The following is a 25,877-nucleotide window of genomic DNA, read 5'->3' as shown; positions in this document are numbered from 1 at the left end:
GCTTCAGTTTGTAATATCCCCCCCCTGGCGGCGCCCCCCCCCGGGCTGTCGCGGGGCCCCCCCGGCGGCGGGGGTGGGGCACCCGGGGGGCCCCCACCCCCCACTCCTCCTGGTTCACGAGCGCGAGGTACCGGGGGTCCGGCTATGGCCGGGTTCAGGTGGCATCGGGGGCGGCGACATCGGTGGCGGCGACATCGGCGAGGTCGAGTTCGGCCCACACCGTCTTGGAGTTGGGGTGCCGGGGGATGGCACCCCAGCGGTCACTGAGAGCGGCGACGAGGAGCAGGCCCCGGCCGCACTGGGCGTGCGGCGTGGGGGCGGTGGGCAGGACGGGGGGCCTGTCGCCCTTGGGGTCACTGATCTCGATGCGAAGGGTGGTGCCCCGGCGCGCGGTGGTGGTGAGGGAGAGGTGCAGCTCGAACCCGCGCCCCGGAACGCGTCCGTGCAGGACGGCATTGGCGGCCAGCTCCGCGACGATCAACAGCGCGAAGTGGAACGGATCGGTGTGCGTCGAGTTCAGCCCCCAGCAGGCGAGTTGACGCCGCGCGAGGCGTCGGCACAGCGCGGCGCCCTTGGGCGTGGCGGTGTGGACGGTGGTGTGGCGGCGCGGTCTGTCGAGGGGCTTTTCGGTCGTCATGGGAGAAAGCGTGGCGGGGCGGACGTACGCTGACCATGGGTCCGGTGAGCACAGAGAGTGCTTGTACAGGTGCGGACAGCTTTTGTTTGGGGTGGTCACTGTGGGCACGGTTCGTAAGAGCGAGTCGGGCGAGGACATCCGTACGGAACTGCCGGAGGACCTGACGGAGGTTTCGGACTTCCTCTGCGCGATCGGCAAGCAGATCAAGATCCTGCGGGAGCGCGCCGGCCTCACCCAGAAGCAACTCGCCGAACGCGTCGGGTACACCGAGCAGTTGATCCGATCGGTGGAGCGGGGCGTACGCACTCCACAACCGGAGCTGCTGATCGCCCTGGACAAGGAGCTGAACGCCGGCGGCCTGTTGGCCATTGCGCGGAACTACGTGATGAGCGCGAAGGCCAAGGCCCGAGTCCGACACCCGGCCTGGTTCCGGGACTACGTGAGCCTGGAGGACGTGTCGATCGAATCGCACTTCTTCGCCACGCTCGGAATCCCGGGGCTTCTCCAAACCGAGGCGCACGCCCGAGCCGTGTATGCGATGAGGCAGCCTCCCCTCTCGGAGGAGGTGATCGAGATGCGGGTTGCGGCGCGACTGGCGCGCCAGGAGGTCCTGACCCGCTGGCCTCGGGGGATGTTCAGCTGGGTGATCTGCGAGAGCGTGCTGCGCAGGCCGCTCGGCGGGTGGGACGTGCACGCGGCCCAACTGCGCCACCTCCTGCACGCTGGCCGAATGCGCGGAGTGGTCATCCAGGTACTGCCGTTGGACCGGACCGAGCACGCGGGAATGGGTGGGCCGTTCATTCTGATCACGCCCAAGGGTCGGCCCCAGCACGGCTATATCGAGGTGCAGACGAGCAGTAGGCTGATCAGCGATCCGGACGAGGTCCAGATCATGAACGCGCGCTACAACATCCTCAGGGCGCAGGCACATGGCCCCGAAGAGACCCTGGCCTTGATCGAGAAGATCCTGGGAGAACGATGAGCACCGAGTCGGCATGGTTCAAGAGCAGCTACAGCAGCAACGAGGGTGGCGAGTGCGTCGAGGTCGCCGAGACCCCTGGCACCGTCCGCGTCCGTGACTCCAAGGACAAGAGCGGCCCCCAGCTGGCCTTCGAGCCGGCTGCCTGGCAGGCGTTCGTGACGTTCGCCGCCGCCACCGAGGTCTGACCCATCCAGGTGAAACACCGTGACCACTCGGGCCGACACCTCCCGAGCTGCGGACGAACCGCACCGCCACCCACCTAGCTTCGCGGCTGAGCGGGCCCGACCGAACGGGCTCGCGACTCCCTCGAATCCAGGAGCAGCAGTGCGCATCACCCACAAGGCCGTCGCGATCCTCGCGGCGGCCGTCTCCTTCTCCGGCCTCACCGTCCTCAACTCCGGGACCGCCACGGCCGCCGTGCCGGTCACCGCCTCCCTCCAGGCCCAGAGCGACAGCACCAACCTGGACGAGTACCTCGGCGCCACGATGCTGACCCGGGACCCCGGCCTCACCTACCAGACCTGGACCCTCACGCCGCTCGGCGACGGCAGCTACACCGTCAAGGGCAACCACTACGGCAAGTGCCTCGTGAGCAACGGCCTCGGGGCGAACGTCACCCAGCAGGCCTGCAACGCGAACGACCTCGCCCAGCGGTGGTACCTCGACCCCGGCGTGAACGGCACCGCCATCGCGAGCGCGAAGTACCTGGGCACCGCCCTCCAGGCGAACGGCCTGGACCGGCCCGCCACCACCGAGTTGGCGCTCGGCACCTCGGACCAGAAGTGGACCGCCTACGTGAAGTGACGCCCCCGCAGGCACCGGCCCGCCGCTACCCAGCGGCGGGCCGGTGCCGTACCGTCGAGCCGACCGCGCCATCCCACCGACCGGGGGGACCACATGAGCAGCGAACCGACCTGGTTCAAGAGCAGCCACAGCGGCAACGAGGGCGGCGAATGCGTCGAGATTGCCTGGCGCAAGAGCACCCACAGCAGTAACGAAGGCGGCGCGTGCGTCGAGGTCGCCGAAACCACCACCGCCGTCCTGGTCCGCGACTCCAAGGACAGGAGCGGCCCCCACCTCAGCTTCACCCCAGCCGCCTGGCAGTCCTTCCTCACCCTCGCGACCGCCGCTGCTGCGCTGTCCCAGTGAAACGTCGGAACCAGTTGGCCTACCCTCATCGAGTCGTCCACAAACGACTTCCCTCGCACCCCTAGTTTCGCGGCCGGGCGGGCCCACCCCGGGCTCGCCGACCCCTCGAACTAGGAGAAGCAGTGCGCATCACCCAGAAGGCCGTCGCCACCCTCGTGGCGACCGCCTCCCTCACCGGCGGCGCCGTCCTGAACTGCGACACGGCCACCGCCGCCGTCCCGGTCACCGCTTCCCTCCAGGTGCAGAGCGACAGCACCAACCTGGACGAGTACCTCGGCGGCGACGTCTGGACCCGCGACGCCGCGCTCACCTGGCAGATCTGGACGTTCTCGCCGCTGGGTGACGGCAGCTACACCATCAAGGGCAACCACTGGGGCAAGTGCATCGCCGCCAAGGGTCCCGGCAAGCCCGTCACCCAGAAGGCCTGCAACCCGAGCGACCTGGCCCAGCGCTGGATCGTGGAGCCGAGCGTGGACGCCACCGCCATCGCCAGCGCGAAGTACCAGGACTACGTCCTCCAGGCCAACGGGGCGGACCAGCCCGTCACCACCGAGTTGTCGATCGGCACCTCGAACCAGCAGTGGACCACCTACGAGAAGTAACGATTCACCCGGCCCCGGCCCGCCGCGCCCACCGGCAGGCCGGCGCCATCGCGCTCAGCCCCGTCGCGTCCAGAAGTTCCGCGCCTCCTCCCGCTGCGCGGCCACCCCCGGCACGGCGGCGAGGGCCTCGGCGTCCCGACCCTGCCGCACCAGCAGGCCCGCCAGGTCCCGCGCGGCCCCCCTCCCGGGCAGCAGCGGGCGCAGCCGGGCGATCGCCTCGTCCAGCCGCCCGTCCCGGGCGAGCAGCCAGGCGATGGTGGACTCCCGGTCGTGAACCTCCGCCGGTGGCAGTGCCTCGATCTCGGCGATGGCCTCCCGGCTGCGGCCGGACTCCCCCATCAGCCACCACCGGTTGGACCGGAGCCAGAACTCGTCGTTCTCGGCGTGGAATTCGGGACTTCGTCCCACGGTGAGCTCCAACGCCCGCTCGTGCAGGCCGTGTTCGGCCAGCAGGAGCAGCACCGACTGGAGCCGGTTCCCGTCGTGGAGGTTGTCGAAGGTGTGCGCCACCGCCGCCACCGCGTCCTCGAACCGGCCCTGGCGCACGAGGAGTTCCAGCAGCGCGTTCTCGTAGTGCCCCGCGTAGGTCGAGGTGGCGATCCGGCCGCGCAGGTACGCCTCCGCCTCCCCGGGCCTGCCCGCCTCCTCCAAGCCCCGCACGTACGGGCGCAGCGCGGCGAAGGTGTCCGTGCCGGCGTGTTCGCGCAACTCGTCGATCCGCCCGCGCCGGGCCAGCAGCCCGGCGTAGAGCTCGACGTCGTTCCGCGACTCGTACCGTCGGGCGGCCACGGCCTCGCCGAGCAGCCGGATCGCCTCCTCCTCCCGGCCGGACCGCGCCAGGACCCGGGCCCGTGCGGACAGTCCTGCCCACGGGCCGCGCCCGCCGCACCGCTCAGGGTCCCGCCGGCACTCCTCGGCGAGCCGGTCGAGCAGTTCCAGCACCGGCCCGTCGCACCCCTGACCCTCGGTCAGCTCGACCAGCGCCTCGAACATCCACCCGTTGCCCAGGCGTCGGCCGAGGACCTCGATCGCCGCCTCCACCCCGCCGGCCCGGATCAGCACCTCGGCGTAGTCCCGCCAGGCCCGGGCCTCGTCGAACCCGTCCCCGGCCGGCTCGGCGGGGCAGGCCAGCTCCAACGCCCGCCCGATCCGCCCCCACCGCAGCAGGACGTCCGCGCCCACCCGTACCGCGGGCTGCCACCCGGTCGCCGCGAACGGCTCGACGACCTCCCAGGCCCGCCCGAACTCCCCGGCCGCACACAGCTCCCGCACCACGCCCTCGGCGCAGCACCAGTCCCCGCGCTCCCGCGCCGCCTCCGCCACCAGCTCCGTACAGCCCCGTTCGAGCAGGGCCGCCACGAGCTCTCGCGGTACGCCGCCGTGGTGGCTCAGCTGCCACTGAAGATCATCAACGTTCACCGGGGCACCCTAGGAGGCGCCACGGACAGCCCCTGGCTCCCGGCCCCGGCCCCGGCTCCCTGCCTCCCGGCTGCCCGTCAGGCCAGGGCCGGGTGGATCAGCCGGCCGTGGTGGATCAGGGAGGCGGCCTGCTTGAGGCGGCGCACGCGGACGCTGATCTCGTAGCCGCGGATGCCCTCGATGCGGGCGAGGCGGGTGCTCAGGTAGCGGTAGAAGTCCGGGGTGTCCTTGCAGAACACGACGGCCATGATGTTGTGCCGGCCGCTGACGGCCGCGGCGAAGGCAACCTCGTCGTGCCGGCTGATCTCCTCGCCGATGCGGTGCAGCCCGGACAGGTCGACCCGGAGCCAGAGGGTGGCGTTGAGTTCGTAGCCGAGCCGCTCCGGCATGGTGTCGATGTCGAAGACCAGCGAGCCGGAGGACTCCAGGGCCTCCATCCGGCGGGCGACGCGGGGCTTGGACCAGCCGGTGACCTCGGCGAGACGGGTGTGGGAGGCGCGGCCGTCCTCGGCCAGGGCGGTCAGCAGGGGGAGGTCCTCGTCGGTCGGGGTGAGCGGGGGGCCGACGGGGGCGGGGCGCTCCCCGGCGAGCCGGCGGACCTGCTCCTCGGTGAGGGAGCCCTCGCCGCCGGTCCAGCCGCCCGCGCGCTCGGGGCCGAAGGGGTGGATGAGCAGGTCGACGCTCATGTCGAGGACGGAGGCCGCCTTGGGGAGCTGCCGCAGCAGGACGTCGTCGCGGCCCGTGCCGGCCGGTGAGCGGATGATGCAGTTGATCTCCGAACCGCCGGAGGCGATGCCGACGTAGGCGACGTCGGGCCTGCGGGCGAGGGAGTCGGCGAGCGGCCCCACGGCGTCGGGGCGGCAGCGCAGGCGGGCGATCCACTCGGCCCGGCCGTGGGCGGCGGCGGAGCTCAGGCCGACGACGCGCAGGACCCCGCTGCGGCGCAGCGCGGTGTAGCGGCGCGCCACGGTCTGCTCGGACACCCCGATGACCTCGGCGAGGCGGCGGAAGGGGACCCGCGGACCGTAGTGGAGTCCGTGGATGATCGTGCGGTCCAGGGCGTCGGGCATGGCGGAATCATCACACAGGCGGCACCGGAATGGATGTTTCGCAACGTCCTCCGAGATCGTTCGGGGATCCCGCACCCGCCGGGGTGAAGCTGGTCGGCGACTCCGTACCCTCCGTACCCCCCGCACCCCCCGCACCCCCCGCACCCCCCGCAGCCGAAGGACGACCTCCGTGAACTCCGCAACGATGCAAGGCCCCAGGACCGGACGGGGCGTCACCCTCGTCATGGCCTGCCTGGGCGTCTTCGTCGCCTACCTGCCCGTGACCACCGTGTCGGTCAGCCTGCCCGCGATCCAGCGGGCGCTCGGCGCCACCACGGCCCAACTGTCCTGGGTGTCGGACGCGTTCGTGCTGCCGATGGCCGCGCTGATCCTGACCACCGGCGTGGTCGGCGACGTCCACGGCCGCAAGCGGGTGTTCCAGGCGGGCATGGCGCTGTGCGCGGTGGGCGCGGCGGTCGCGCTGGGCTCCGACTCCGTCCAGGTGCTGTGGGCCGGGCAGGCCGCCTCCGGCCTCGGCGCGGCGGCGCTGCTGCCGACCACGCTGGCGATGATCAGCCACGCGGTGCCCGACCACCGGGAGCGCGGGAAGTTCATCGGGCTGTGGGCGATGTCCCTGCTGGCCTCGCTGGCCGTGGGGCCGCTGATCGCGGGTGTGCTGCTGGACCACGTCGCCTGGCGCTGGATCTTCCTGCTGCCCGTCCCGGTGTCGCTGGTCGTGCTGGCCGTCGCCGCGTTCCTGCTGCCCGACTCGCGCGCCCCGCACGGCCGTCGGCTCGACTGGCCGGGACAGGTCAGCGCGGCCGTGGCCGTCACCGCCGTGGTCTACGGCGTCATCGAGGGCGGCGCGAACGGCTTCGGCGAGCCGGCCACCGTGGCCGCCCTGGTGCTGGGCGCGCTCGCCGCGGTCGTCTTCGTCGCCGTGGAGCGACGCAGCGCGAGTCCGATGATCGACCCTGCCCTGTTCCGCAGCCCGGCCTTCACCGCCACCTCGCTGGTCGCCATGATCAGCTTCCTGGGGCTGATCGGCTTCTTCTTCGCGCTCAGCCTGTACTTCGGCCTGGTGCAGCACCTGACCACCCTCCAGGCGGCGCTGCGGATGGTCATGGTGACCGGGGCGTCGCTGGCCGCCAGCCTGCCCGTCGGGCGCCTGATGCACCGGGTGTCCGCCCGGGTCCTGATCACCTCCGGCCTGGTCGTCACGGCGGGCTCACTGCTGTCGCTGACGAACCTCGACGCCCACACCTCCTTCGGCTCGATCGCCTGGCGGCTGCTGCTGCTCGGGCTCGGCCTGGGCGCCGTGCTCACCCCGATGACCGCCACCGCCGTCTCCGCCGTCCCGCACCACCTGGCGGGCATGGCCGCGGCCGGCAACAACGCCTTCCGCCAGGTCGGCGGCGCCCTCGGCCCGGCCGTGCTCGGCGCCCTGCTGACCACCCGGGCCGTGGACGCCCTGCCCGGCCGGCTCACGGACGCCGGGGTTCCGGCGGCGACCGCCGGCCACGTCGTCGACGTCGCCCGCGAGCAGGGCCTCGGCGCCGTCGCCGGACTGGACCTCGGCCCGGCCACCGGCCAGGCCCTGACGGCGCTCAGCGGCTCCTTCCTGGACGGCCTGCGGCTCTGCCTGGTCGTCGCGGCCGCGCTCGCCCTGCTGGCGGCCCTCGCCTGCGCCGTCCTGCTCCGCCCGGCGCCGCCCCGGACCCCGGCGCCGCGCACCGCCCCGGCCACCGACCGGGAGCCGGTGCCCGCGCCCTGACGCCGCGCGATCCCCAATCATCACCACCTTCGCCACCGGCAGCCCCCTCGGGTTGTCGGTGGCACGTGTTAGGAAGGGTGTGCACCAACGGGTCTGCGGGACGGGGAACTGCTGTGGGGTGGATCGAGACCGACGATTCGGCACCGGCCGCGAAGGGCTGGGCGGGCACGCTGCCCGAGCGTGAGGATGTGCGCCCGGTGGTGGCCGCGATACCGCGGGTCGTCAAGGACGACCTGCGCTACGACGCGGTGCCCTGGGCCCGGTTCGACCACGCCTACGGCTCGGCCCAGGACGTCCCCGCCCTGCTGGAGACCGTCCGCCTGGGTGACGCGAGGGCCTCCGAGGGAGCCCTCTCCACGCTGTGGAACAGCCTCGCCCACCAGGGCGGCACCTCCACGGCCGGCGCCCTGGCCGTCCCCTTCCTGCTGCGCATCGCCTTCGCCCACCCCCGGCACCGCGCTTCGCTGGTGCGGCTGACGGCGTCGGTGGCCCACCGGATGCCGTGGGGCGACGGGACGCGTGGCGGCCTGCTGCGCGTCGGCCTCCCGGCGGACCGGCCCCGGTACGAGCAGGCCGGCAGCCTGGCCAACCGGTCGATCGAGGCGGCCCGTTCGGCCGTGGCCACGGATGCGGCGCTGCTGCTCCATCTGCTGGACGACCCGGACCCGGAGGTTCGCCACGCCGTCGCCCAGGCCGCAGCGGTCGTTCCGCCCCCGGCGCCCGTGGTCGCGGCCGTGCTGCGCGGGCGCCTCGCCGTCGAAGACGATCCGGCCGTACGCGCCTCCCTCGTCCTGGCGCTCGGTCAACTCGCCTGGGAGACGCGCGATCCGGCCACCACCGAGGCCATGCACGCCTGGTGGCGGGACGAGGCCCGCCCGCCGGAGGTCCGGGTCGGCGCCGCCCTCGCCTGGCTCTGCCTGACGGACGACCCGATACCCGCCGACCTCGACGCCTTCCTCGACACCACCGTCACGGACGACCTGGTGGAACTCCTCGCCGCCGTCCCCTGGCTGGACGCCGTCGAGGACCTCGACGAGAGGAACGGGCTGTTGGTCTGCCTGCACCAGATGCGCCATCCTGAGGACTTCGCCTGGCTCGCCGACTGACCCGAGCGGCCGGGACCACCGCTGGGGAGGAACGACGGCATGTACGCATCCGAACAGGCCTGGCGCGAGGTCGACGCCTACTTCGTCGACACCCTCGTCCCCGAGGACGAGGCGCTGGTGCACGCCCGGCAGTCCGGCGGGGCGACGACGATGCCGCAGGCCGAGGTCGCGGCGAACCAGGGGAAGCTGCTGGCCCTGCTGTGCGGGATGAGCGGCGCCCGGCGGGTGCTGGAGTTCGGCACGCTGGCCGGGTACAGCACCATCTGGCTGGCCCGCGCCGTCGGCCGGGACGGCCACGTCACCACCCTGGAGCTGGAGCCGCAGAACGCCGCGGTCGCGGCCGACAACCTGCGCCGGGCGGGCGTCGCCGAGCGGGTCGACATCCGCACCGGCCCCGCGCTCAAGTCGGCCGAGCAGCTGGTCGAGGCCGGCACCGAGCCGTACGACTTCGTCTTCATCGACGCCGACAAGCCCAGCAACCCGGCCTACTTGAAGGCCTCCCTGGCGCTGACCCGCCCCGGCAGCGTGATCGTCATCGACAACGTGGTGCGCAACGGCGCCGTCACGGACCCGGACAGCGACGACGACCGGGTCCGGGGCGTGCGCACCGTCCTCGCGGACATCGCCGCGGACGACCGCCTGGAGGCCACGGCGCTCCAGACGGTCGGCGCCAAGGGCTGGGACGGCTTCACCGTCGTCCGCCGGGTGCGGTAACCGGACGCGGTGCCCAGTGCGGTGCCCGAGGAAGGAACGGGTCGGAGGGAGGGGTCAGAGGGCGGGCACGATCATCGCCGTGAACGGGACGGTGGCCGCCAGGCGCTCCTCCAGCAGGCCCCGGTAGGCGTCCGACGCGTAAGCGGCGTGGGCCTGTTCGGCGTCGGCGAAGCGCAGCACCACGGTGTGGCTGCCGCCGGGCGGGCGACCGCCCTCGCCCAGGTGGACCGTGCGGTCGGTGCTGGCGACCAGCTCCGCGGTGCCCAGCAGGACGGCGGCGGCGCCCTGGCGGTAGGCCTCCAGGCGCTCGGGGTCGGTGACGTCGTAGTTCAGGATGAGCAGGGCGGGCACGTCGGCTCCTCGTCAACTGTGCGAAGGGGCCGACCCGGTGGACGGCCCGTACCCCAGTGTCCGCCGTCGCGGACGGCGCCCTGCGGGCGGGGTCCGGCAGGCCGCGCCCGGGTACCAGGTCGCGCCCAACGCGACAGGGCAGGGCCACCGGAGGGAGTCCGGTGGCCCTGCCCCAGCAGGGTGCGCCGCTCAGGAAGCGCTCCGCAGGCGTCAGTTCATGAAGGTGACGTCCCAGTGGCTGCCCTCGTTGGCGAAGATGTTGCCGGAGGGGGCGGTCCACAGGTCGGCGCCGTCGCCGCGGGTGCCGCTGTGCGAGAAGTTGCCGTGGATGTAGTTGGTGATGCAGCTCGTGATGCCGAAGTCCAGCTTGTAGCCGGTGCCGTGGCTGTAGGTGCCGCTGGCGTGGCCGGCCTCGGTGCCACCGGTGATGTTCACCGCGCAGTTGCTGGCCCGCTTGAAGTTGACGGCGCCGTCGGCCGAGGCGCGGCGCAGGCCGTCGAAGGAGGTGCAGCTGCTGTTGTTGCGGTCCGAGCAGCCGCCCGAGGACGACCAGGTGATGCCGGCGGACGAGAAGATCGAGGCGGCCTGCGACTGGCTGAGCTTGTCACCGCTGCCGCCACCGGAGCCGCCGGTGCTGCCGCCACCGCCGAGCAGGGCGCCCCAGGTCGCCGGGCCGACGATGCCGTCGACCGGGTTGAGGCCGGCGCTCTGCTGGAAGGCGCGCACCTTGCCGTCGGTGCCGGGGCCGAAGGCACCGTCGACGTCGAGGCCGGCGCCGTGGGCGTTCAGCTGGACCTGGAGGGCCTTGACGGCGTCGCCGTTGTCGCCGTTGCGGACGGTGACGATCAGCTTGGACCAGGTGTCGCCGCCGACGATGCCGTCGACCGGGTTCAGGCCGGCGGACTGCTGGAAGGCCTTGACCTTGCCCTCGGTGCCGGGGCCGAAGTCGCCGTCGACGCCGGTCGCGAAGCCGCGGGCGGACAGCAGGTACTGGACGGTGGTGACGTTGTCACCGCGGTCACCGTTGCGGACCAGCGGCCAGCTCGCGGCCTGGGCGGCCGGAGCGACGAGCACGGCTGCGAGCAGCGCGGCGAACATCGCGGCGACGATGGCCGAGATGCGTTTCATGACGGTTCCTCACTGACTGACTGAGCGCGGAGCGCAGGAGAGGGGATCGGCGGCGCCGGACGGCCGTCGGCCGCGACCGGCCGCCGTGGGGAGACGCTAGGAGCCGCCGACGGCGTCCCGCTAGCGCTTCCCCGTCCCTGGGACGCCGTCCGCCCCGGGACCGGTCTGCGGCCCGGGCGCCCCGGGCGTCCCGCCCGTCCCAGGGACGCGCCGCACGGCAACGGCCCACCGCCGGGACGGCGGTGGGCCGTTGCGAGCCCGGCTACCGGCCGTCAGTCGTCGGCCGTCAGTCGTCGGCCGCCGCGCTCGGCTCCGCCGGCGGCACCACGGCCGTCGCCGCGCCGCCGGTGACCCGCAGCAGCTCCTGGTACGTCATCGGCACCACGGTGTGCGGGTGCCCGGCCGCCGCCCACAGCACCTCGTACTGCCGCAGCGCGGTGTCGACGACGGTCCGCAGCGGCGCCGGGTGCCCGGTGGGGGCGACGCCGCCGATGGCCTGGCCGGTGGCCTCGCGGACCTGGTCGGCGGAGGCCCGGGTGATCCGGCCCGCGCCCAACTCCGCCGCCAGGTGGGCGGTGTCGACCCGGTGGGCGCCGCTGGTCATCACCAGCAGGGGTTCGCCGTCGCAGGTGAACACCAGGCTGTTGGCGATCGCCCCGACCTCGCAGCCGAGGGCGGCAGCGGCCTCGGCCGCGGTGCGGGCGGAGTCGGGCAGGACGAGGATCTCACCGGTGACGCCGGCGGCCGCCAGTGCCTCGGCGACCGCGACGCTTCGTGCGGGAAGGGGTGAACTCATCGCCCCATCACGCCTTTCCGCGTCCGGAAGCCACCCCGGACGCCATCCCGGAAGCCATTCCGGACGCCGCGCGGGCGGCGGCGCGGGCGGCGGCGCGGGCGGCGGCGCTGAGCACCGCCCGTACGCCGGCCGTGAGCACCGAGGCGTCGCGTCCGACGCCCCAGACCACCGCGCCGTCGCCCGCCCGGGCCTCGACGTAGGCGATCGCGTCCGGGCTGCCGCCGACCTTGTGCTCGGTGAAGGAGAGCACCTCCACCCCCACCGCGTCCGCGACGGCGTCCACCGGCCCGGCGCCGCGGCCCGGGCGGCCGTCCACCTCGGCCCGGCCGCCGTCGACCCGCCAGGCGCGGGCGGCGCCGGCGTCCAGGTACTCGGCCCGGAACAGCGCGTACAGCTCCTCGCCGGTCACCTCCCGCCCGCTGTCGTCGGTGGCCTCCTGGACGATCCGGGCGAACTCGATCTGCAGCCGCCGGGGCAGCTCCAGTCCGGCGGCGCTCTGCAGCAGGTAGGCGATGCCGCCCTTGCCGGACTGGCTGTTGACCCGGATCACCGCCTCGTAGTCGCGCCCGAGGTCGGCCGGGTCGATCGGCAGGTACGGCACCGACCAGGGCGCCTCCCGTTCGGGCAGGCCGAGTTCGGCGGCGGTCCGCGCGTGCCGGGCGAAGCCCTTCTTGATGGCGTCCTGGTGGGTGCCGGAGAAGGCGGTGTGCACCAGGTCCCCCGCGTAGGGGTGGCGTTCGTGCACGGGCAGCCGGTTGCAGTGTTCGACGGTGCGGCGGATCGTGTCGATGTCGGACAGGTCGAGCATCGGGTCGACACCCTGGGTGTGCAGGTTGAGCGCCAGGGTGACCAGGTCGACGTTGCCGGTGCGCTCGCCGTTGCCGAACAGGCAGCCCTCGACCCGCTGGGCGCCGGCCAGCACGGCCAGTTCGGCGCAGGCGACGCCGGTGCCCCGGTCGTTGTGGGGGTGGACGGAGAGGATCACGCTGTCGCGCCGGACCAGGTGGCGGTCGAGGTACTCGATCTGGTCGGCGTAGACGTTGGGGGTGGCGATCTCGACGGTGGCCGGCAGGTTGTGGACCACCGGCCGGTCGGGGCTCGCGTCCCACAGCTCGGTCAGGCCGTTGCAGACCTCCAGCACGTAGTCCGGTTCGGTCAGGTTGAACACCTCGGGCGAGAACTGGAACCGCAGGCCGTCCCGGTCGCCCCCGAGCCGGGCCATCCGTTCGGCGGCGGCGGTGATCAGCGCCCGCAGCTCGGCCCGGTCCTTGCCGAGGACGACGTCCCGCCACAGCGGGGCGGTGGCGGTGTAGAGGTGGACGAGGACGCGCGGCAGGCCCTCGACGGCCTCGAAGGTGCGGTCGATCAGGTCGGCCCGGGCGGCGGTGAAGACGACCACGGTGACGTCCTCCGGCACCGCCCCGGGCGTCTCGGCGAGCCGGCGCACGAACGCGAAGTCGGTGCGGCTGGCGGAGGGGTAGCCGACCTCGATCTCCTTGAAGCCCATGGCCAGGAAGAGGTCGAACATCCGCTGCTTGCGCGCCGGGTCCATCGGCTCGGCGAGCGCCTGGTTGCCGTCGCGCAGGTCGACGGGCACCCAGAGCGGGGCCCGCTCGGTGCGGCGGCCGGGCCAGCGGCGCAGCAGGGCGGGCACCTGGACCCGCTCGTGGGCGGGGCGGTAGCGGTGGGAGGGCATGGCGCCGCCGCGCTGGGGGTTCCAGGCGGGGGCGTCGGCCGGGGTGGGGCCGGCGGGGGCGTGCAGGGTCGGGAATCGCATCGGGCGTCCTCGGGGGTCCTCGACTCGGGTACCGGAGCCGGGCAGCGGGATCGGATCATCGGGATCGCGATCGGATCGGGATCGGGATCGGATTCCCGCGCTCTGGTTCCGGGGACCGGCAGGACGGCGCCCCGCAGCGGGGTGCCGGTCAGGTCACGCCCCGCTGCGGCCACCAAGAAGGAGAGCGCTCCACGGCTGCATGCCGGGTAGAGTAACCACGACCGAAGTCCTCAGACAACCTGACAGGTGACGACGATGCCCCCGCTCCGCCCCTCCCACCTCGCCGCCCAGGCCGCCGAACTGATCGAGCGGCGGATCCGGTCGGGCGAGTGGCCGGTCGGCGGCCGGCTGCCCGGCGAGGTCGCGCTCGCCAAGGAGCTGGGCGTCGGCCGCTCCACCGTCCGGGAGGCGCTGCGCACCCTCGCCGCGGCCGGGATGGTGCGTGCCCGCCAGGGCGCCGGGGTGTTCGTGACGTCCGACCACCCGACCGCCGGGGACTGGGCCACCCGGCTGCGGGCCGCCGAGCTGGCGCACGTCTACGAGGTGCGGACGATGGTCGAGGTGCAGGCCGCCCGGCTGGCCGCCGAGCGCCGCACGGAGACCGACCTGGCCGCCGTGGACGCGGCACTGGCCGCGCGCCTGGCGGCCGGCGGGGCGGACGACGCGGTCTTCGTGGACGCCGACATCGCGCTGCACACGGCGATCGTGGCCGCCGCCCACAACCCCGTCCTGGACGACCTCTTCGCCCAGTTCGCGCCGGTGCTGCGGGAGCACCTGGTGGCCCTGGTCGGACTGTTCGGCCTGCGCGAGGGGGATCCGAACCAGGGGTACGACTCGCACGCGGAGCTGGTGCGGGCGCTGCACGAGGGCGATCCGGCGGCGGCGGGGCGGGTGCTGGCGGCGGAGCTGGAGTCGACGCGCTCGCGGCTGCTCAGCCCGCACTGAACCCAGCGGCGGGCGGCCCCGTTGAACCCACCGGCGGATGCTCCCCGTTGAACCCACCAACGGGCGGCCCTCGCTGAACCCACCGGCGGGTGCCGGCCGTCTTCCGGAGGGGGCGTCACACAGTTTTCACACCGCGGCCACCCAACGGCCCGAGGTGGGAGCGACACTGTGTCAGGCAGGAGCAAACCCGGCTGCTTCGGACACAAACGGTCAACGCGGGGGTGACATTGTGTCCAGCTGGTGCACAAGCACCACGCAGGTGGCACACGGGCTTTCACTCCAATCACACGATATGGCTAGTATCGCTTCGTCAAAAGCCCGTGCCCGGACGGCCCGCCCCTCACCGGCCGGCCGCAAGTCCCAAGGAGTCTGCTCTGCGCGCGCGTGCGAATCGGCGGCCCCCGACGCCGAAGACCCCCCGCAGGCGTCCACGCCTGTCCCTGCGGACGGCGCTGCTCGTCCTGGCCGTCGTCCCCAGCCTGGCCCTGGTCGCCCTCTGGGCGGTGACCAGCGGTGAGACCGTCTTCGACTTCCAACGCCAGGCCGCCCAGGGCATGCTCGCCCAGAAGGCCGGCCAGCCGTCCAACATCGTCTACTACAACCTCCAGGAGGAGCGCCGGCTCAGCGCCGAGGCGCTCGCCCGGCCCGGCAGCAACGCCGACCAGCTGCGCCACCAGCGGCAGCTGACCGACGACGCGGTGCGCCAGTTCCAGGCGCTGTCCGGCGAGACCGCCGACAACGCCCCCGACGACGTCCGCACCGCCGTCGCCGAAGCCCGGCAGGCCATGGGCAAACTGGCCGAGGAACGGGCCGCCGTCGACAAGGGCGCCCTCGACCAGCAGGCCGTCTTCACGTACTACACCGACCTCATCGCCGTCGACCTGCGGCTGTTCACCGCGCTCAGCCACGTCGACGCCGGCGAGGTCACCTGGGTGTCCAAGACCCTGGTCAACTCCTTCTGGGCCAAGGAGATGCTGGCCCGCGAGGACGCCGTCCTGGCCCGCGGCTGGCCCACCGGCCGGCTCAGCACCGCCGACTACCAGCAGGTCCAGCAGCTGATCGGCGCCCAGGACCACCTGTTCACCGTCCAGGTCGTCCCGTACGTCCCGGACGGCGAGGCCGCCGCCTGGCACGAGCTGATGAACAGCCCCGCCTGGCAGGCCAAGACCGCCGTCGAGCAGCAGCTCACCCGGCCCACCGCCGCCGAGTCCAACGGCACCGTCAAACTGCCCGCCGCCCAGGACCAGTGGCGCCAGGCCGTCGACCAGCTCAACCCCCAGCTGGTCAAGGCCATCGAGGCCCGCACCGGCGCCATCGTCGAGGTCGGCAAGGGCACCATCCTCGGCCTGCTCACCCGCGTCGTGCTGACCGCCGTGGTCGGCCTGATCACCGTCATCGCGGTGGTCATCGCCTCCTGGCGGCTCAGCCGCTCGCTGCGCCGCCGCATCAAGGAACTCCACACCCAGGCCGAGGAGATGGAGCGCACCCTGCCCGAGGTGGTCGACCGCCTCGGCCGCGGCGAACAGGTCGACACCGAGGCCGCGAGCCGCGCCGTCACCACCGGCGAGCACGGCAACGGCACCGACGAACTCGCCCGCCTCGGCCAGGCCCTCAACCTGGCCCGCTCCGCCGCCCTGGAGGCCGCCGTCCGGCAGGCCGACCAGCACCGCGGCTTCGAGCGGCTGCTCCAGCGCATCGCCCGCCGCACCCAGCTGCTGATCGGGCGCCAGCTGCGCAAGCTCGACGAACTGGAGCGCAAGCACGAGGACCCGGAGGTCCTGGAGGGCCTGTTCGACCTCGACCACCTCACCGCCCGCCTGCGCCGCTACGAGGAGAACCTCGTCATCATGGCCGGCGGCCAGCCCCAGCGGCGCTGGCGCAAGCCCGTCCCGCTGCTGGACGTACTGCGCTCCGCCCAGGGCGAGGTGCAGGACTACCGGCGGATCATGATCGACGTCGAGGGCCACCCCTGGCTCTCCGAACGGGCCGTCGGGCCGGTCGCCCACGTGCTCGCCGAGCTGATGGAGAACGCCACCACCTTCTCCAAGCCGCCCACCCCGGTCGAGGTCCGGGCCGCCATGGTCGGCCGCGGCCTCGCGGTCGAGATCGAGGACCGCGGCCTCGGCATGGACCCGGAACAGTACGACGCGGCCAACGAGCTGATGAGCCGCCCGCCGCGCACCGACGTGCTCGCTCGGGCCGACGACATCCGGCTCGGCTTCCACGTCGTCGCCCGGCTCGCCTCGCTCACCGGACTCAGGATCGAGTTCCGGCCGTCCGCCTTCGGCGGCACCAGGGTGGTCGTGCTCGTCCCCGACGAGCTGGTCATCGACGGCGACGCCGGACTCCCGGACGCCGCCCCCGTCGAACCCATCCCGCTGGTCCGGCGCTCCCGCCGGGCGGTGCGCTCCGCCTCCGACGAGGCGGCGCAGCCGGCCGTCGCGGTCGGGCCGCCGGTCGCACCGGTGGACGCCTTCGAGCAGCTGCCGGTGGGGGCCGGCGGGGCCGGCCTCGGGGCCGGCGTCGGCGCACCGGTCGCGACCGTCGCTCCGGCGCAGTGCGTCGCCCCGGCCTTCCAGGAGCCGGGGCCGCTGGAAGCCCCGCTCCCGGAACCACCGTTCTCGGAAGCCCCGTACCCGGAAGCCCCGTTCCCGGCGCAGCCCCATCAGCAGGCGTCGCCGCCACCGTACGAGCAGGCGCAGGCGCAGCAGCCGTACGGGCAGCCGCAGCCGTTCGAGCAGCCGGCATCGTACGAGCAGCCGATCCAGCACAGCTCCCCCGTCGACCCGGCCCCGGCCTACGCCGCCGCACCGGCCGGAGCACAGCCCGCCACCGGCACCACCACCCCCGCGCCAGAGGCCCCCGCCTACCCGGACATCGCCTACGCCCGGGTCACCGAGGCCGAGGCCCCGTACGCCGACGAGCAGTACCGCCCGGCCGACCACTACCGGCTGGCCGAGCGGCGCCGGCACCGCGAGTACCCCTCCGCCGTACCGGTGAGCCAGGTCGAGGGCGGCCAGCCGCCGCTGCCCCAGCGCGTCCGCCAGGCCAGCCTGGCCGCCGAGCTGCGGGTGCCCCCGCCGACCCGGCAGGAGTGGGTCGACCCGGCGGCCGGGCAACCCGGCGCCGGGCAGCCCGCCGCCGCGACGCCCGAGCACCCCCAGCGCACCGAGCGTCCCGAGCGTCCCGAGCGCGCCGAACGGCCCGTCCGCCGTTCCGGCGCCGCCATCGGCGCCTTCCAGCGGCAGTCCCGCGCCGCCCGCTCCCAGGACAGCGGCGAACACCCGCTGCCCGCCCGCCCCACCCCGCCGGCTCCCCCCGCCCTGCCCGCCGGTCCCCCCGCCCCCGCGTCGGCGCCCTCCCCCTGGGCCCTGCCGGCCGCGGACCCCCGAACCACACGAACGGATGACCAGTGATGAACCGCACGATCGCCACCCACCAGGACCTGGACTGGCTGCTGGACGGACTCGTCGACTCGGTGCCCGGGACCCGCAACGCCGTCCTGCTCTCCGACGACGGCCTCGTGGTCAGCCACTCCCGCACCATCGAGCGCGCCGACGCCGAGCGCCTCGCCGCCGTGGCCACCGGCCAGCAGTCGCTCGCCCGGGGCGTCGGCCAGCTCTTCGACGGCGGGCCGGTGCACCAGGTGATCGTCGAGCTCGCCGAGTGCTGGCTGTTCGTCATCGCCGCCGCCCAGGGCACCCACCTGGCCGTGGTCGCCTCCCAGGAGGTCGACGCCGAGGTGATGTCCGTCGCCATGCACACCCTGGTGCAGCAGGTCGGCCAGAAGCTCACCACCCCGGCCCGCGCCGAGGGCGCCCCCGCGTCCTTCGACGTCTTCGCCTCCCGGACCCGGGGCTGACCGGGGTGGGGCCGCACACCGGCGAGGAGGACCCTCGGGCCCGCGGCCGGACGCCGCACTGGAGCGAGCTGGAGGAACCGTACGCCGAGGACGAGACCGGCGTCATGGTCCGCCCGTACACCATCACCCGTGGCCGGACCGCGCCCGAGCGCGACGACCTCACCCTGATCACCGTGCTCACCACGGCCGAGGAGGAGGCCGACGCGGTCCTGGCGCGGGGCAGCCGCGCCGGCGCCCGCGGCCTCCAGCCCGAGCACCGGCTGATCCTCGACCGCTGCCGCCGCCCGGCCGCCGTCGCCGAGGTCGCGGCCGGCCTGGACCTCCCGGTCTCGGTCACCAAGATCCTGCTGGGCGACCTCGTCACCCAGGGCCTGCTGAAGGCCCGGGCACCCCTCTCGGTCGCCCGCGCCGCCGGGGGCGTGGACCTCGGCCTGCTCACGGCCGTACGCGAAGGACTCCGGAGACTCTAAACCATGGCAACACCCCACTCCCCCGCACCCGTTGCCGCCTCCGCGGCCCCCGCCGCCCCCGCCGCCCCCGCTGCGGTCAAGATCCTGATCGCGGGCGGCTTCGGTGTCGGCAAGACGACCCTGGTCGGCTCGGTCAGCGAGGTCACCCCGCTGCGCACCGAGGAGTACCTGACCACGGCCAGCGTCGGCGTCGACGACCTGGACGGCGTCGACCAGAAGGACACCACCACCGTCGCCCTCGACTTCGGCCGGATCACCGTCAGCCCCGAGCTGGTGGTCTACCTGTTCGGCACGCCCGGCCAGGAGCGCTTCTGGTTCATGTGGAACGACCTGGTCAACGGCGCCCTCGGCGGCATCGTCATCGCCGACACCCGGCGGCTCGACACCAGCTTCGCCTCGATCGACTTCTTCGAGAGCCGCGGGATCCCGTTCGTGGTCGCCATCAACTGCTTCCACAGCCACAACACCCGCACCCCGGAGGAGATCCGGGCCGCCCTCGACCTCGACCCGCAGGTCCCGATGCTGATCGGCGACGTGCGCGAACGCGGCTTCGGCCGCGACCTGCTGCTCGCCCTGGTCGACCACCTGATGGACCTCGCCGCCACCTCCGTCGGCTGAGCCCGTTCGAGCCCCCGCTCGAGCCCCGTACTCTGGAGCACCCCTTCATGACCACACCCCTGCGCGTCCTCGTCCACGGCGGCGGCATCGGCGGCCTCACCCTCGCCACCGCCCTCGCCCGGCGCGGCCACCACGTCGACGTCGCCGAACTGCGCGACGGGCTGGAGGCCCTGGGCGTCGGCATCATCCAGCCGTCCAACGCCCTGCACGTGATGCGCGAGATCGGCGTGCTCGACGAGTGCCTCGCCGCCGGCTTCGAGTGGGAGGTGCTGACCATCTGCGACCCGGCCGGCACCACCCTCGCCCGGATCCCCCAGCCCCGGATGGGCGACGCCCCCTCCAACAACGGCGTACCGCGCCCCGCCCTCGCCCGGGTGCTGGCCGCCGCCGCCACCTCGGCCGGCGCCGGGGTCCGCTTCGGGACCACGATCTCGGAGCTCACCGACGACGGCACCGGGGTCGACGTCATCCTCACCGACGGCCACCACGACCGCTACGACCTGGTCGTCGGCTTCGACGGCATCGGCTCCCCGCTGCGCCGGCGCCTGTACGGCGACGCGTACGCCCCCGAGTACACCGGCTTCGCCAATTGGCGTGTCACCCTGCCCCGTTCGCCCGAGGTCAAGGGCGTGGTGATGTCCACCGGCAACCTCGCGGCCAAGGCGCTGCTCACCCCGATCAGCGAGGAACTGATGTACCTGGGCTCGGTGTTCGCCGAGGCCGAGGACTTCCGCCCGGACCCGGAGCGCGCCCACGAGCAGCTCCACGAGCGGCTGGCCGGCTTCGGCGGTCCCATCGCCGAGGCCCTCGCCCAGGTCACCGACCCGGCCGCCGTGGTCTACTCCCGGATCTCCCAGGTCACCGTCGAGGAGCCCTGGCACGTCGGCCGCGTCGTCCTCGCCGGCGACGCCGCCCACGCCTCCACCCCGCACCTCGCCCAGGGCGCCGCGATGGCCGTCGAGGACGCCCTCGTCCTCGCCGAGAGCCTCGACGCCGCACCCGACGTCCCGGCCGCCCTCACCGCCTGGGAGGCGCGCCGCCGCCCGCGCGCCATGTGGGTGCAGTCGCTGTCCCGCGCCGTCCTCAAGCAGGAGACCGGCACCCCGACCACCCCGGAGGAGGACGAACTCCTCAAGATCGGCATCCCCGGCGCCGCCCACGTCCTCGTCCAGCCGTACTGAGTCACTCCCCCGGTCCCGTGGCCCCCGACCGGGGGCCTCGGGACCGGCGACTCAACGGGTGATCTCCTTGCGCCGCTGCCAGACCGCCCGCGAGATCCGGGCCAGCAGGCGGGCCGCCGGGTCGGTGCGGTCGGTGCCGTCGGCGAGCGGGCCGGTGTAGCAGACGGCGATCAGGTACGGCGGGCAGTCGTACGGGTGGACCAGGCCGACGCAGTGCCGGGCGCCGGGCACCCAGCCGTTCTTGAACGCGATCCGGGTGCCCGGCGGGACACCGGCCGCGAGGTCGACCCGGTAGTCGTTGCGTTCCAGCAGCGCCAGCAACTCCGGCTCGTCGGCGAGCGAGTGCAGCAGGCGGACCAGGTCGCGGGCGCTCACCCGGTTGTGCACGCCCGCCGCACGCGCCGCGTAGTCCTCGATCCCGCGCGGGCTGGAGCTGCGGGTGGCCCCCGCCCGGCGCCACACCTCGGCCACCGTCCGCTGGTCGGTGCGGGCCAGGCAGAGGTTGGTGGCCAGGTTGGAGGAATGGGTGATCATCCGCTCGGCCAGCAGCCGCAGCGGCACGTGGGTGCCCAGCAGCTCCCAGGGCAGCGGATCGCTGTCCCAGTCGGGATCGTTGCCGAACTCCCCGCCGACGACGGACTCGAAGCGGTTCACCACCGGCACCTCGGCGTCGAGGTCCACCCCGCCGCGGGCCAGCGCCGCCAGCACCGCGACCTTCATCGTGCTCGCGGCGTCGTGCAGTTCGTCCGGCGCGCGCAGCAGGACCGGATCCGCGTCGCCCGCCCAGGGGGCCACCACCACAGACAGCATGGAGGAAGAGTAGGGGATGTCCGCCCCGGAACCGGTGACCGCCGATACACGAACGAGACGCTCCCCAGCGGAACCTGACGTGATCGATGGACGGATGAGACGCTCCCCAGACGTGAACCTGACCTCCCGTTCCTACAGTGCTGTCCATGTCACCCACACATGACCGGACCAGGAACCGGACGCACACTCACCTCGCCCTGACGACCGTCGTGTTGGCCGCCGGGCTCGCGCTGGCCGCACCCGCCGCCGCCGACCCGGTGAACGGCGCGACGGCCGACCCGGCGACCGGCGCCGCCACGAGCCGGGTCGCCGTCCACCCGTCGGCGGTCACGACCGCGCAGCAGCAGGCCGTCCTGGCGTACTGGACCCCGGAACGGATGGCCGCCCTGAACCAGCCGTCCTCCGGCAACCCGCCCAAGAGCGGCCCGGACGGCGGCCCGTGGACCGGGTCCGACACCCTGAGCAGAACAGTGGGCAGGCTCTTCTTCACCAACCACGGTGAGGACGAGAGCTGCACCGCCACCGTCGTGAACAGCGCGAACCGCAGCACCGTCGTCACGGCGGCGCACTGCGTCAACAGCACCGACCTCCTCGGTGACAACAACGAGTGGCTGTCGAACGAGATGTTCGTCCCCGGCTACCACGACGGCCTCGCCCCGTACGGCAAGTTCGTCGCCCGAGCCGGGATCGCCGACACCACCTGGCTGCTCAACGACCAGCAGGACGGCCTGCGGTTCGACGCCTACGACCAGGCGTTCCTGGTCCTGAACCGCAACGCCGAGGGCCGGCGCGTACAGGACGCCGTCGGCGCCGCACAGCGCATCGGCTTCGACCGGCCGGGCAACGCCGCGGTCCACCAGTTCGGCTATCCGCGGGAGTCCTCGGGCGATCCCGCGCGCTCGGGCCTGCCCGAGTTCATCGGGACCAGGCTCGCCCACTGCACCGGGCAGACCCTCGAGTACCCCGGCACCAAGGACCACCCGGAGCCCCGGGGCCTGTGGGGCGCCCCCTGCGTCATGGGCGGCGGCTCCAGCGGCGGTCCCCGCATCGCCGACTTCGACCCGTCCGCCGGGATCGGCACCGTGGTGGGCGACAACACCCAGGCGGGCTTCTTCGACTCCTCGGGCCAGGTCTGCGAGCGCGGCACCCCCTCGTGCACCCGGCACCTGGTCGGCCCGCAGTTCACCTCCGCGATCACGAAACCGCTGTACCAGGCCGCCCAGGGCGCCCGGGCCGACGGCTGAGTCGTACGGGAGGAGTGAGGTCAGGAGTGGGAAGTCGGACCGGCCGACTTCCCACTCCGGGGCGCCCCGCGCTCAGGCGCCGTAACGACGGCGCCGACGGCGCTCGTTGAGCAGGACCAGCACACCGCCGACCAGGAGCAGCCCGATACCGGCCGCAGCCGCGAACCGGACGCCACCCCCGGCCCCGGTGGCCGCGAGTGCACCTCCAGGGGTCGCCGAGGGGCTCCCGCTCGGGGTGGTACTCGGGACCGCGCTCGGCCCCGTACTCGCGCTCGCGCTTGGCGTCGCGCTCGGGCTCTGGCTCGCGCTCGGCGTCGTGGTCGGCGTCGTGGTCGGGCTCGCACTCGGGCTCACCGAGTGGCTCGGGGTGGCGGTGGGCGAGGGCGAGGAGGTGGGCGCGGTCCAACTCACTCCCTTGCTCGCGGTGGTGGGGAACCTGACGTGGGTGGGCAGGAGGATCAGGGGCTGGCTGACCGGACTGACCAGCGCCAGGCCCCCCTTGACCGGTACCGCGGCCGCCGCGTGGACGGTTGCGCTGCCCGGCTTCGCGCCCGTCGGGGCCTTCACGAAGAGCGAGTCACCGTTCTTGACCGGGTCGATCAACGTGCCCTTGCTGTCCGAGAGGACCTTTCCCGCCCGGTCGGTCAGCGCCGCACCGGCCGTGACCGCCACCGGGTCGAGGAACGCGTAGACCTCATCGGCGGTGCTGGTGACCCTGATCGGGCCGAGCAGCGACCCGGCCTCGCCCGTCACCGTGTCGGAGGAGAGGGACAGTGCGACGTCAGGTTCCTCGACATCGGTGGCCTGCGACACGAGGTAGTCGACGAGCCGGTCGGGGACGGGGCTGTTCAGGACCCCCTTGACGTGGTTGGTGACGCGCCAGATGGCGGCCTGGGTCGCCGTGGCCGCCTCCGCCGGTGTGAGCGTGCCGCCGGCCGGCTTCTGGAGCTTGCGGACGGGGACTGCCGGATACCCGTGCTGCAGGATCCAGTTGACCTTCCCCGCATCGGGATTGCCCTTCAACGTCGGCACGTCGGACCACCTGCCCACGTCGTAGGGCGAGTCGAGCTTCATCGTGCTCCGGGCGTCGAGGGAGTAGGCGAGATAGTCGGAGTCATCATTGGTCGTCACCGCCATCAGACCGCCCTCGGCGCCCTCCTCCTTGCCGTCGAAGGAGATGAACCCACCGCCGGCGGCGAGCCTTTGGGCCACCACGACCGTCGCGTACACACCGGGGCCGGGGGGACGGCCGTCCGCGGCGGCGGCCTCCGTCGGCGTGAGCCCCCCGACCGCCAGCACTCCGGTCGCGAGCACGACGGTTGCCGCGCGAATTGCGCACTTCCACTTCACTGCCGGTTCTTCTCCTGTGTGAGTTCCGGGGCCCGCTCTATGGCCCCATAGGCCTGATCTATGGCCAGGCGGCCCGCCCACCCGGCATCCGCACCTACGGTGAGCGGCCTCGGGCGTTTCCCTATAGACACGAACAAACCTAGCGGCGCCCGGCCCGGCCGGGGCCCGTTCCCGGGTGGCACTGCCTGCACCACCCGGCCGCAACTTCCTGCACACCCGGGGCCCTTGGTCCCGCCCGTTCGGGGCGGAGGTCCCTGGGGAGGCCCGGGCCGCCGTTGGACGATCACTGTCCGGCGGCGGCCCGACCCGGGCCGCTGCCTCTCCGCTTCGACAACCCGAGGGCACCCGCGTGGAAGGCAACGCATTGGCAGTACTGGGCGTCAGCGCCCGGGAGGAGTCGGTCTACCGGCTGCTCCTGCGCTCCCCCGGCATCGGAATCGCCGCGATCGCCCTCGCCTGCGGACTCGACCACGGCGCCGCCCGGGCCGCCGTCACCGGGCTCCGCGAGCTCGGCCTGGCGACCGCCGTGCACGACCGGCCCGCCTTCGACGGCGTCGACCCGCGGGCCGCCGTCGAACGGCTGGCCCGGCGCCGGCTCGACGGGCTCCAGGACGAGATCCGGCGGGTCGTCTCCGCTCGCCACCTGGTGGACGGCCTGCTGGAAGACCAGCGGGCGGGGCGGCAGGGGCCGAGCGGCGAGCTCCGGTACGTCGAGGGCATCGACCAAGTGATCGCCTGCGTCGACGAGTTGTCCTTCTTCGCCCGCGAGGAACGGCTCACCACCCACCCGGGGCCGATCATCTCCGCCGCCCTCGACGCCGTCCGGGCCTCCGACCTCAAGTACCTGCGGCGCGGCCTGCGGATGCGGACCATCCTGCACGCCAGCGCCCTCGACAGCCACCGGATCAGCCGCTTCGCCACCGAACTGGCCGAACAGGGCGCCGAGGTCCGCGGCACCGCCGCGCCGCTGGAACGGATGGTGGTCTTCGACCGCCGCACCGCCCTGGTGGCCACCGACCCGCAGGACATCACCCGGGGCGCCCTGGTCATCCGCCAACCGGGCCTGCTGTCCCACCTGTTGGCCCTGTTCGAGCGCCGCTGGTCGCAGTCCTGCGGCATCGGGGAGCGGCTGCCGAGCGGGGTCGAGCGGGAGGTGCTGCGGACCATGGCCCGGGTCGACAAGGACGAGGCCGGCGCCCGCGCCCTGGACATGTCGCTGCGGACCTACCGCGGCCACGTCGCCGCACTGATGCGCCGCCTGGACGCCCCGAACCGCTTCCAGGCCGCGCTGGCCGCCCGGAACCGGCACTGGATCTGACCGTACGTACGGCTACTCGGCGCACAGCCGCCGGGCAGCGGACCGCAGCGCGCCCGACCATGGCCGCGGAGCCGGTCGGACCCGGCCTCGGCTCCCCGGACCCTCGGACCCCGACAGGAGACCTGCGATGACCCGTCCCACCCCTCGTGCCCGCACGGCAGCCCTGGTGTGCGTTCCCCTGCTCGCCCTCGGCACCCTGCTGACGGCCGCCGCCCCGGGATGGGCGGCGGCCGCGCCGTCCGCCCGGAGCCAGCGCGCCCTGGTCAACTTCGGCACCGTGAAGTGGTTCAACGCCGAGAAGGGGTACGGCTTCATCACGCCGGACGTCCCCGGCCCGGACGCCTTCGTCCACTACTCGTCCATCATCGGGGTCGGCTACCGGAGCCTGACCGAGGGCGAGCGGGTCGAGTACCAGGTGGTGCAGGGCCCCAAGGGGCTGCAAGCCGTGGACGTCCTCCCGCTCGACTGAGGATCACCGGAGTGGGGGGGGGGGCCCCCCCCCCCCCCCCCCCACCCCGGCCCCCCCGGCCCCCCCCCCCCCCCCCCCCCCCCCGCGGCCCCCCCCCCCCCCCAGGCGCGTATAAAAAAAAGGAGC

26 protein-coding genes and 1 pseudogene are annotated in these 25,877 nt (G+C 73.6%); 17 read left to right on the top strand and 10 right to left on the bottom strand.

All coding sequences use genetic code 11. The features are described from left to right. Positions 1-154: 154 nt before the first annotated feature. Entirely contained in the window at positions 155-637 is a 483-nt protein-coding gene (locus tag ACFV8H_RS00195) for an ATP-binding protein (RefSeq protein ID WP_380395793.1), read from the bottom strand. A gap of 100 nt (positions 638-737) precedes the next feature. Between ACFV8H_RS00195 and ACFV8H_RS00190 the strand changes: the two genes are divergently transcribed. The 5 genes from ACFV8H_RS00190 (at position 738) to ACFV8H_RS00170 (ending at position 3,370) form a co-directional block, all read left to right on the top strand. Beyond that, entirely contained in the window at positions 738-1,619 is an 882-nt protein-coding gene (locus ACFV8H_RS00190) for a Scr1 family TA system antitoxin-like transcriptional regulator (protein WP_380395792.1), read from the top strand. After that, positions 1,616-1,804 carry a DUF397 domain-containing protein gene (locus ACFV8H_RS00185; RefSeq protein WP_380395791.1) on the top strand — a complete coding sequence of 63 codons (189 nt, stop codon included), beginning with the start codon at positions 1,616-1,618 and terminating at the stop codon, positions 1,802-1,804. The genes ACFV8H_RS00190 and ACFV8H_RS00185 overlap by 4 nt, the downstream gene beginning before the upstream one ends. Before the next feature lie 139 nt (positions 1,805-1,943). Beyond that, positions 1,944-2,423 (top strand): RICIN domain-containing protein, encoded by a 480-nt coding sequence (locus ACFV8H_RS00180; RefSeq protein ID WP_380395790.1) that lies wholly within the window; start codon positions 1,944-1,946, stop codon positions 2,421-2,423. Between the two features lie 93 nt (positions 2,424-2,516). Continuing rightward, entirely contained in the window at positions 2,517-2,768 is a 252-nt protein-coding gene (locus ACFV8H_RS00175) for a DUF397 domain-containing protein (RefSeq protein WP_380395789.1), read from the top strand. Positions 2,769-2,890: 122 nt separating this feature from the next. Continuing rightward, the gene (locus tag ACFV8H_RS00170; protein ID WP_380395788.1) at positions 2,891-3,370 is read left to right on the top strand and encodes an RICIN domain-containing protein; all 480 of its coding nucleotides are present in this window, start codon (positions 2,891-2,893) and stop codon (positions 3,368-3,370) included. Positions 3,371-3,424: 54 nt separating this feature from the next. On the opposite strand, the gene ACFV8H_RS00165 is transcribed toward ACFV8H_RS00170, so the two are convergent. Both ACFV8H_RS00165 and ACFV8H_RS00160 read right to left on the bottom strand, forming a co-directional pair. Further along, positions 3,425-4,789, bottom strand: coding sequence for a hypothetical protein (locus tag ACFV8H_RS00165; protein ID WP_380395787.1), 1,365 nt, complete (start codon positions 4,787-4,789; stop codon positions 3,425-3,427). 77 nt (positions 4,790-4,866) lie between these two features. Continuing rightward, the gene (locus ACFV8H_RS00160) at positions 4,867-5,859 is read right to left on the bottom strand and encodes an Lrp/AsnC family transcriptional regulator (protein WP_380395786.1); all 993 of its coding nucleotides are present in this window, start codon (positions 5,857-5,859) and stop codon (positions 4,867-4,869) included. A 184-nt stretch (positions 5,860-6,043) separates the two neighbouring features. On the opposite strand from ACFV8H_RS00160, the gene ACFV8H_RS00155 reads away from it, so the two are divergent. The 3 genes from ACFV8H_RS00155 to ACFV8H_RS00145 all read left to right on the top strand — a co-directional run bounded on the left by ACFV8H_RS00155 (position 6,044) and on the right by ACFV8H_RS00145 (position 9,432). Continuing rightward, positions 6,044-7,612 (top strand): MFS transporter, encoded by a 1,569-nt coding sequence (locus ACFV8H_RS00155; protein ID WP_380395975.1) that lies wholly within the window; start codon positions 6,044-6,046, stop codon positions 7,610-7,612. 113 nt (positions 7,613-7,725) lie between these two features. After that, positions 7,726-8,718, top strand: coding sequence for a HEAT repeat domain-containing protein (locus ACFV8H_RS00150; RefSeq protein WP_380395785.1), 993 nt, complete (start codon positions 7,726-7,728; stop codon positions 8,716-8,718). A 39-nt stretch (positions 8,719-8,757) separates the two neighbouring features. Next, positions 8,758-9,432, top strand: coding sequence for an O-methyltransferase (locus ACFV8H_RS00145; protein ID WP_380395784.1), 675 nt, complete (start codon positions 8,758-8,760; stop codon positions 9,430-9,432). Positions 9,433-9,486: 54 nt separating this feature from the next. Here the strand turns inward: ACFV8H_RS00145 and ACFV8H_RS00140 are convergent, their stop codons facing one another. From ACFV8H_RS00140 to ACFV8H_RS00120, 5 genes and pseudogenes are all read right to left on the bottom strand, one after another. Beyond that, on the bottom strand, positions 9,487-9,783 hold the full coding sequence (locus ACFV8H_RS00140) for a DUF1330 domain-containing protein (RefSeq protein ID WP_380395783.1): 297 nt from the start codon (positions 9,781-9,783) through the stop codon (positions 9,487-9,489). Positions 9,784-9,993: 210 nt separating this feature from the next. Next, on the bottom strand, positions 9,994-10,437 hold the full coding sequence (locus ACFV8H_RS00135; protein WP_380395974.1) for a hypothetical protein: 444 nt from the start codon (positions 10,435-10,437) through the stop codon (positions 9,994-9,996). A gap of 57 nt (positions 10,438-10,494) precedes the next feature. Then, positions 10,495-10,881 (bottom strand): annotated as a pseudogene (locus ACFV8H_RS00130) (peptidoglycan-binding protein); the annotation flags it as partial. Positions 10,882-11,197: 316 nt separating this feature from the next. Further along, positions 11,198-11,707, bottom strand: coding sequence for a YbaK/EbsC family protein (locus ACFV8H_RS00125; RefSeq protein WP_380395782.1), 510 nt, complete (start codon positions 11,705-11,707; stop codon positions 11,198-11,200). Positions 11,708-11,714: 7 nt separating this feature from the next. After that, positions 11,715-13,484: a 2-isopropylmalate synthase gene (locus ACFV8H_RS00120; protein ID WP_380395781.1), complete on the bottom strand. Its 1,770-nt coding sequence runs from the start codon at positions 13,482-13,484 to the stop codon at positions 11,715-11,717. Positions 13,485-13,739: 255 nt separating this feature from the next. Here ACFV8H_RS00120 and ACFV8H_RS00115 point away from each other — a divergent pair, with 255 nt between their 5' ends. The 6 genes from ACFV8H_RS00115 to ACFV8H_RS00090 all read left to right on the top strand — a co-directional run bounded on the left by ACFV8H_RS00115 (position 13,740) and on the right by ACFV8H_RS00090 (position 20,560). Further along, on the top strand, positions 13,740-14,429 hold the full coding sequence (locus ACFV8H_RS00115) for a FadR/GntR family transcriptional regulator (RefSeq protein WP_380395973.1): 690 nt from the start codon (positions 13,740-13,742) through the stop codon (positions 14,427-14,429). Between the two features lie 503 nt (positions 14,430-14,932). Beyond that, on the top strand, positions 14,933-17,845 hold the full coding sequence (locus tag ACFV8H_RS00110; RefSeq protein WP_380395780.1) for a nitrate- and nitrite sensing domain-containing protein: 2,913 nt from the start codon (positions 14,933-14,935) through the stop codon (positions 17,843-17,845). Beyond that, positions 17,845-18,291, top strand: a complete 447-nt coding sequence (locus ACFV8H_RS00105; RefSeq protein ID WP_375895420.1) for a roadblock/LC7 domain-containing protein — start codon at positions 17,845-17,847, stop codon at positions 18,289-18,291. The genes ACFV8H_RS00110 and ACFV8H_RS00105 overlap by 1 nt, the downstream gene beginning before the upstream one ends. A 104-nt stretch (positions 18,292-18,395) precedes the next feature. Continuing rightward, complete coding sequence (locus tag ACFV8H_RS00100; RefSeq protein ID WP_380395972.1) at positions 18,396-18,761, top strand: DUF742 domain-containing protein; 366 nt, start codon at positions 18,396-18,398, stop codon at positions 18,759-18,761. A 3-nt stretch (positions 18,762-18,764) separates the two neighbouring features. Continuing rightward, the gene (locus tag ACFV8H_RS00095) at positions 18,765-19,379 is read left to right on the top strand and encodes an ATP/GTP-binding protein (RefSeq protein ID WP_380395779.1); all 615 of its coding nucleotides are present in this window, start codon (positions 18,765-18,767) and stop codon (positions 19,377-19,379) included. 47 nt (positions 19,380-19,426) lie between these two features. Next, positions 19,427-20,560, top strand: a complete 1,134-nt coding sequence (locus ACFV8H_RS00090) for an FAD-dependent monooxygenase (protein ID WP_380395778.1) — start codon at positions 19,427-19,429, stop codon at positions 20,558-20,560. 51 nt (positions 20,561-20,611) lie between these two features. Here ACFV8H_RS00090 and ACFV8H_RS00085 read toward each other — a convergent pair whose 3' ends face one another. Then, a complete protein-coding gene (locus ACFV8H_RS00085) occupies positions 20,612-21,370 on the bottom strand; it encodes a serine hydrolase (protein ID WP_380395777.1) in 759 nt (252 codons plus the stop codon). 146 nt (positions 21,371-21,516) lie between these two features. On the opposite strand from ACFV8H_RS00085, the gene ACFV8H_RS00080 reads away from it, so the two are divergent. Next, positions 21,517-22,614: a trypsin-like serine peptidase gene (locus ACFV8H_RS00080; RefSeq protein WP_380395776.1), complete on the top strand. Its 1,098-nt coding sequence runs from the start codon at positions 21,517-21,519 to the stop codon at positions 22,612-22,614. A gap of 72 nt (positions 22,615-22,686) precedes the next feature. On the opposite strand, the gene ACFV8H_RS00075 is transcribed toward ACFV8H_RS00080, so the two are convergent. After that, positions 22,687-23,928: a thioester domain-containing protein gene (locus tag ACFV8H_RS00075; protein WP_380395775.1), complete on the bottom strand. Its 1,242-nt coding sequence runs from the start codon at positions 23,926-23,928 to the stop codon at positions 22,687-22,689. Between the two features lie 400 nt (positions 23,929-24,328). On the opposite strand from ACFV8H_RS00075, the gene ACFV8H_RS00070 reads away from it, so the two are divergent. Together ACFV8H_RS00070 and ACFV8H_RS00065 are read left to right on the top strand one after the other, a co-directional pair. Further along, positions 24,329-25,282 carry a helix-turn-helix transcriptional regulator gene (locus ACFV8H_RS00070; protein ID WP_380395774.1) on the top strand — a complete coding sequence of 318 codons (954 nt, stop codon included), beginning with the start codon at positions 24,329-24,331 and terminating at the stop codon, positions 25,280-25,282. A 259-nt stretch (positions 25,283-25,541) separates the two neighbouring features. Continuing rightward, entirely contained in the window at positions 25,542-25,751 is a 210-nt protein-coding gene (locus tag ACFV8H_RS00065) for a cold-shock protein (RefSeq protein WP_380395971.1), read from the top strand. Positions 25,752-25,877 lie beyond the last annotated feature (126 nt).

Source organism: Kitasatospora sp. NPDC059827 (genome assembly GCF_042731675.1).
In the GTDB taxonomy this organism is placed as follows: Bacteria; Actinomycetota; Actinomycetes; order Streptomycetales; family Streptomycetaceae; genus Kitasatospora.
The sequence above is the reverse complement of the archived record's forward strand: the minus strand, read 5'-3'. Positions and strand labels throughout refer to the sequence as shown.

Excerpts from the sequence above, each read along its gene's own strand:
- ACFV8H_RS00195 (WP_380395793.1), bottom strand. The coding sequence starts at position 637 with ATGACGACCGAAAAGCCCCTCGACAGACCGCGCCGCCACACCACCGTC.
- ACFV8H_RS00185 (WP_380395791.1), top strand. The coding sequence starts at position 1,616 with ATGAGCACCGAGTCGGCATGGTTCAAGAGCAGCTACAGCAGCAACGAG.
- ACFV8H_RS00175 (WP_380395789.1), top strand. The coding sequence starts at position 2,517 with ATGAGCAGCGAACCGACCTGGTTCAAGAGCAGCCACAGCGGCAACGAG.
- ACFV8H_RS00160 (WP_380395786.1), bottom strand. The coding sequence starts at position 5,859 with ATGCCCGACGCCCTGGACCGCACGATCATCCACGGACTCCACTACGGT.
- ACFV8H_RS00155 (WP_380395975.1), top strand. The coding sequence starts at position 6,044 with ATGCAAGGCCCCAGGACCGGACGGGGCGTCACCCTCGTCATGGCCTGC.
- ACFV8H_RS00145 (WP_380395784.1), top strand. The coding sequence starts at position 8,758 with ATGTACGCATCCGAACAGGCCTGGCGCGAGGTCGACGCCTACTTCGTC.
- ACFV8H_RS00125 (WP_380395782.1), bottom strand. The coding sequence starts at position 11,707 with ATGAGTTCACCCCTTCCCGCACGAAGCGTCGCGGTCGCCGAGGCACTG.
- ACFV8H_RS00120 (WP_380395781.1), bottom strand. The coding sequence starts at position 13,484 with ATGCGATTCCCGACCCTGCACGCCCCCGCCGGCCCCACCCCGGCCGAC.
- ACFV8H_RS00115 (WP_380395973.1), top strand. The coding sequence starts at position 13,740 with ATGCCCCCGCTCCGCCCCTCCCACCTCGCCGCCCAGGCCGCCGAACTG.
- ACFV8H_RS00105 (WP_375895420.1), top strand. The coding sequence starts at position 17,845 with ATGAACCGCACGATCGCCACCCACCAGGACCTGGACTGGCTGCTGGAC.
- ACFV8H_RS00100 (WP_380395972.1), top strand. The coding sequence starts at position 18,396 with ATGGTCCGCCCGTACACCATCACCCGTGGCCGGACCGCGCCCGAGCGC.
- ACFV8H_RS00095 (WP_380395779.1), top strand. The coding sequence starts at position 18,765 with ATGGCAACACCCCACTCCCCCGCACCCGTTGCCGCCTCCGCGGCCCCC.
- ACFV8H_RS00090 (WP_380395778.1), top strand. The coding sequence starts at position 19,427 with ATGACCACACCCCTGCGCGTCCTCGTCCACGGCGGCGGCATCGGCGGC.
- ACFV8H_RS00085 (WP_380395777.1), bottom strand. The coding sequence starts at position 21,370 with ATGCTGTCTGTGGTGGTGGCCCCCTGGGCGGGCGACGCGGATCCGGTC.
- ACFV8H_RS00080 (WP_380395776.1), top strand. The coding sequence starts at position 21,517 with ATGTCACCCACACATGACCGGACCAGGAACCGGACGCACACTCACCTC.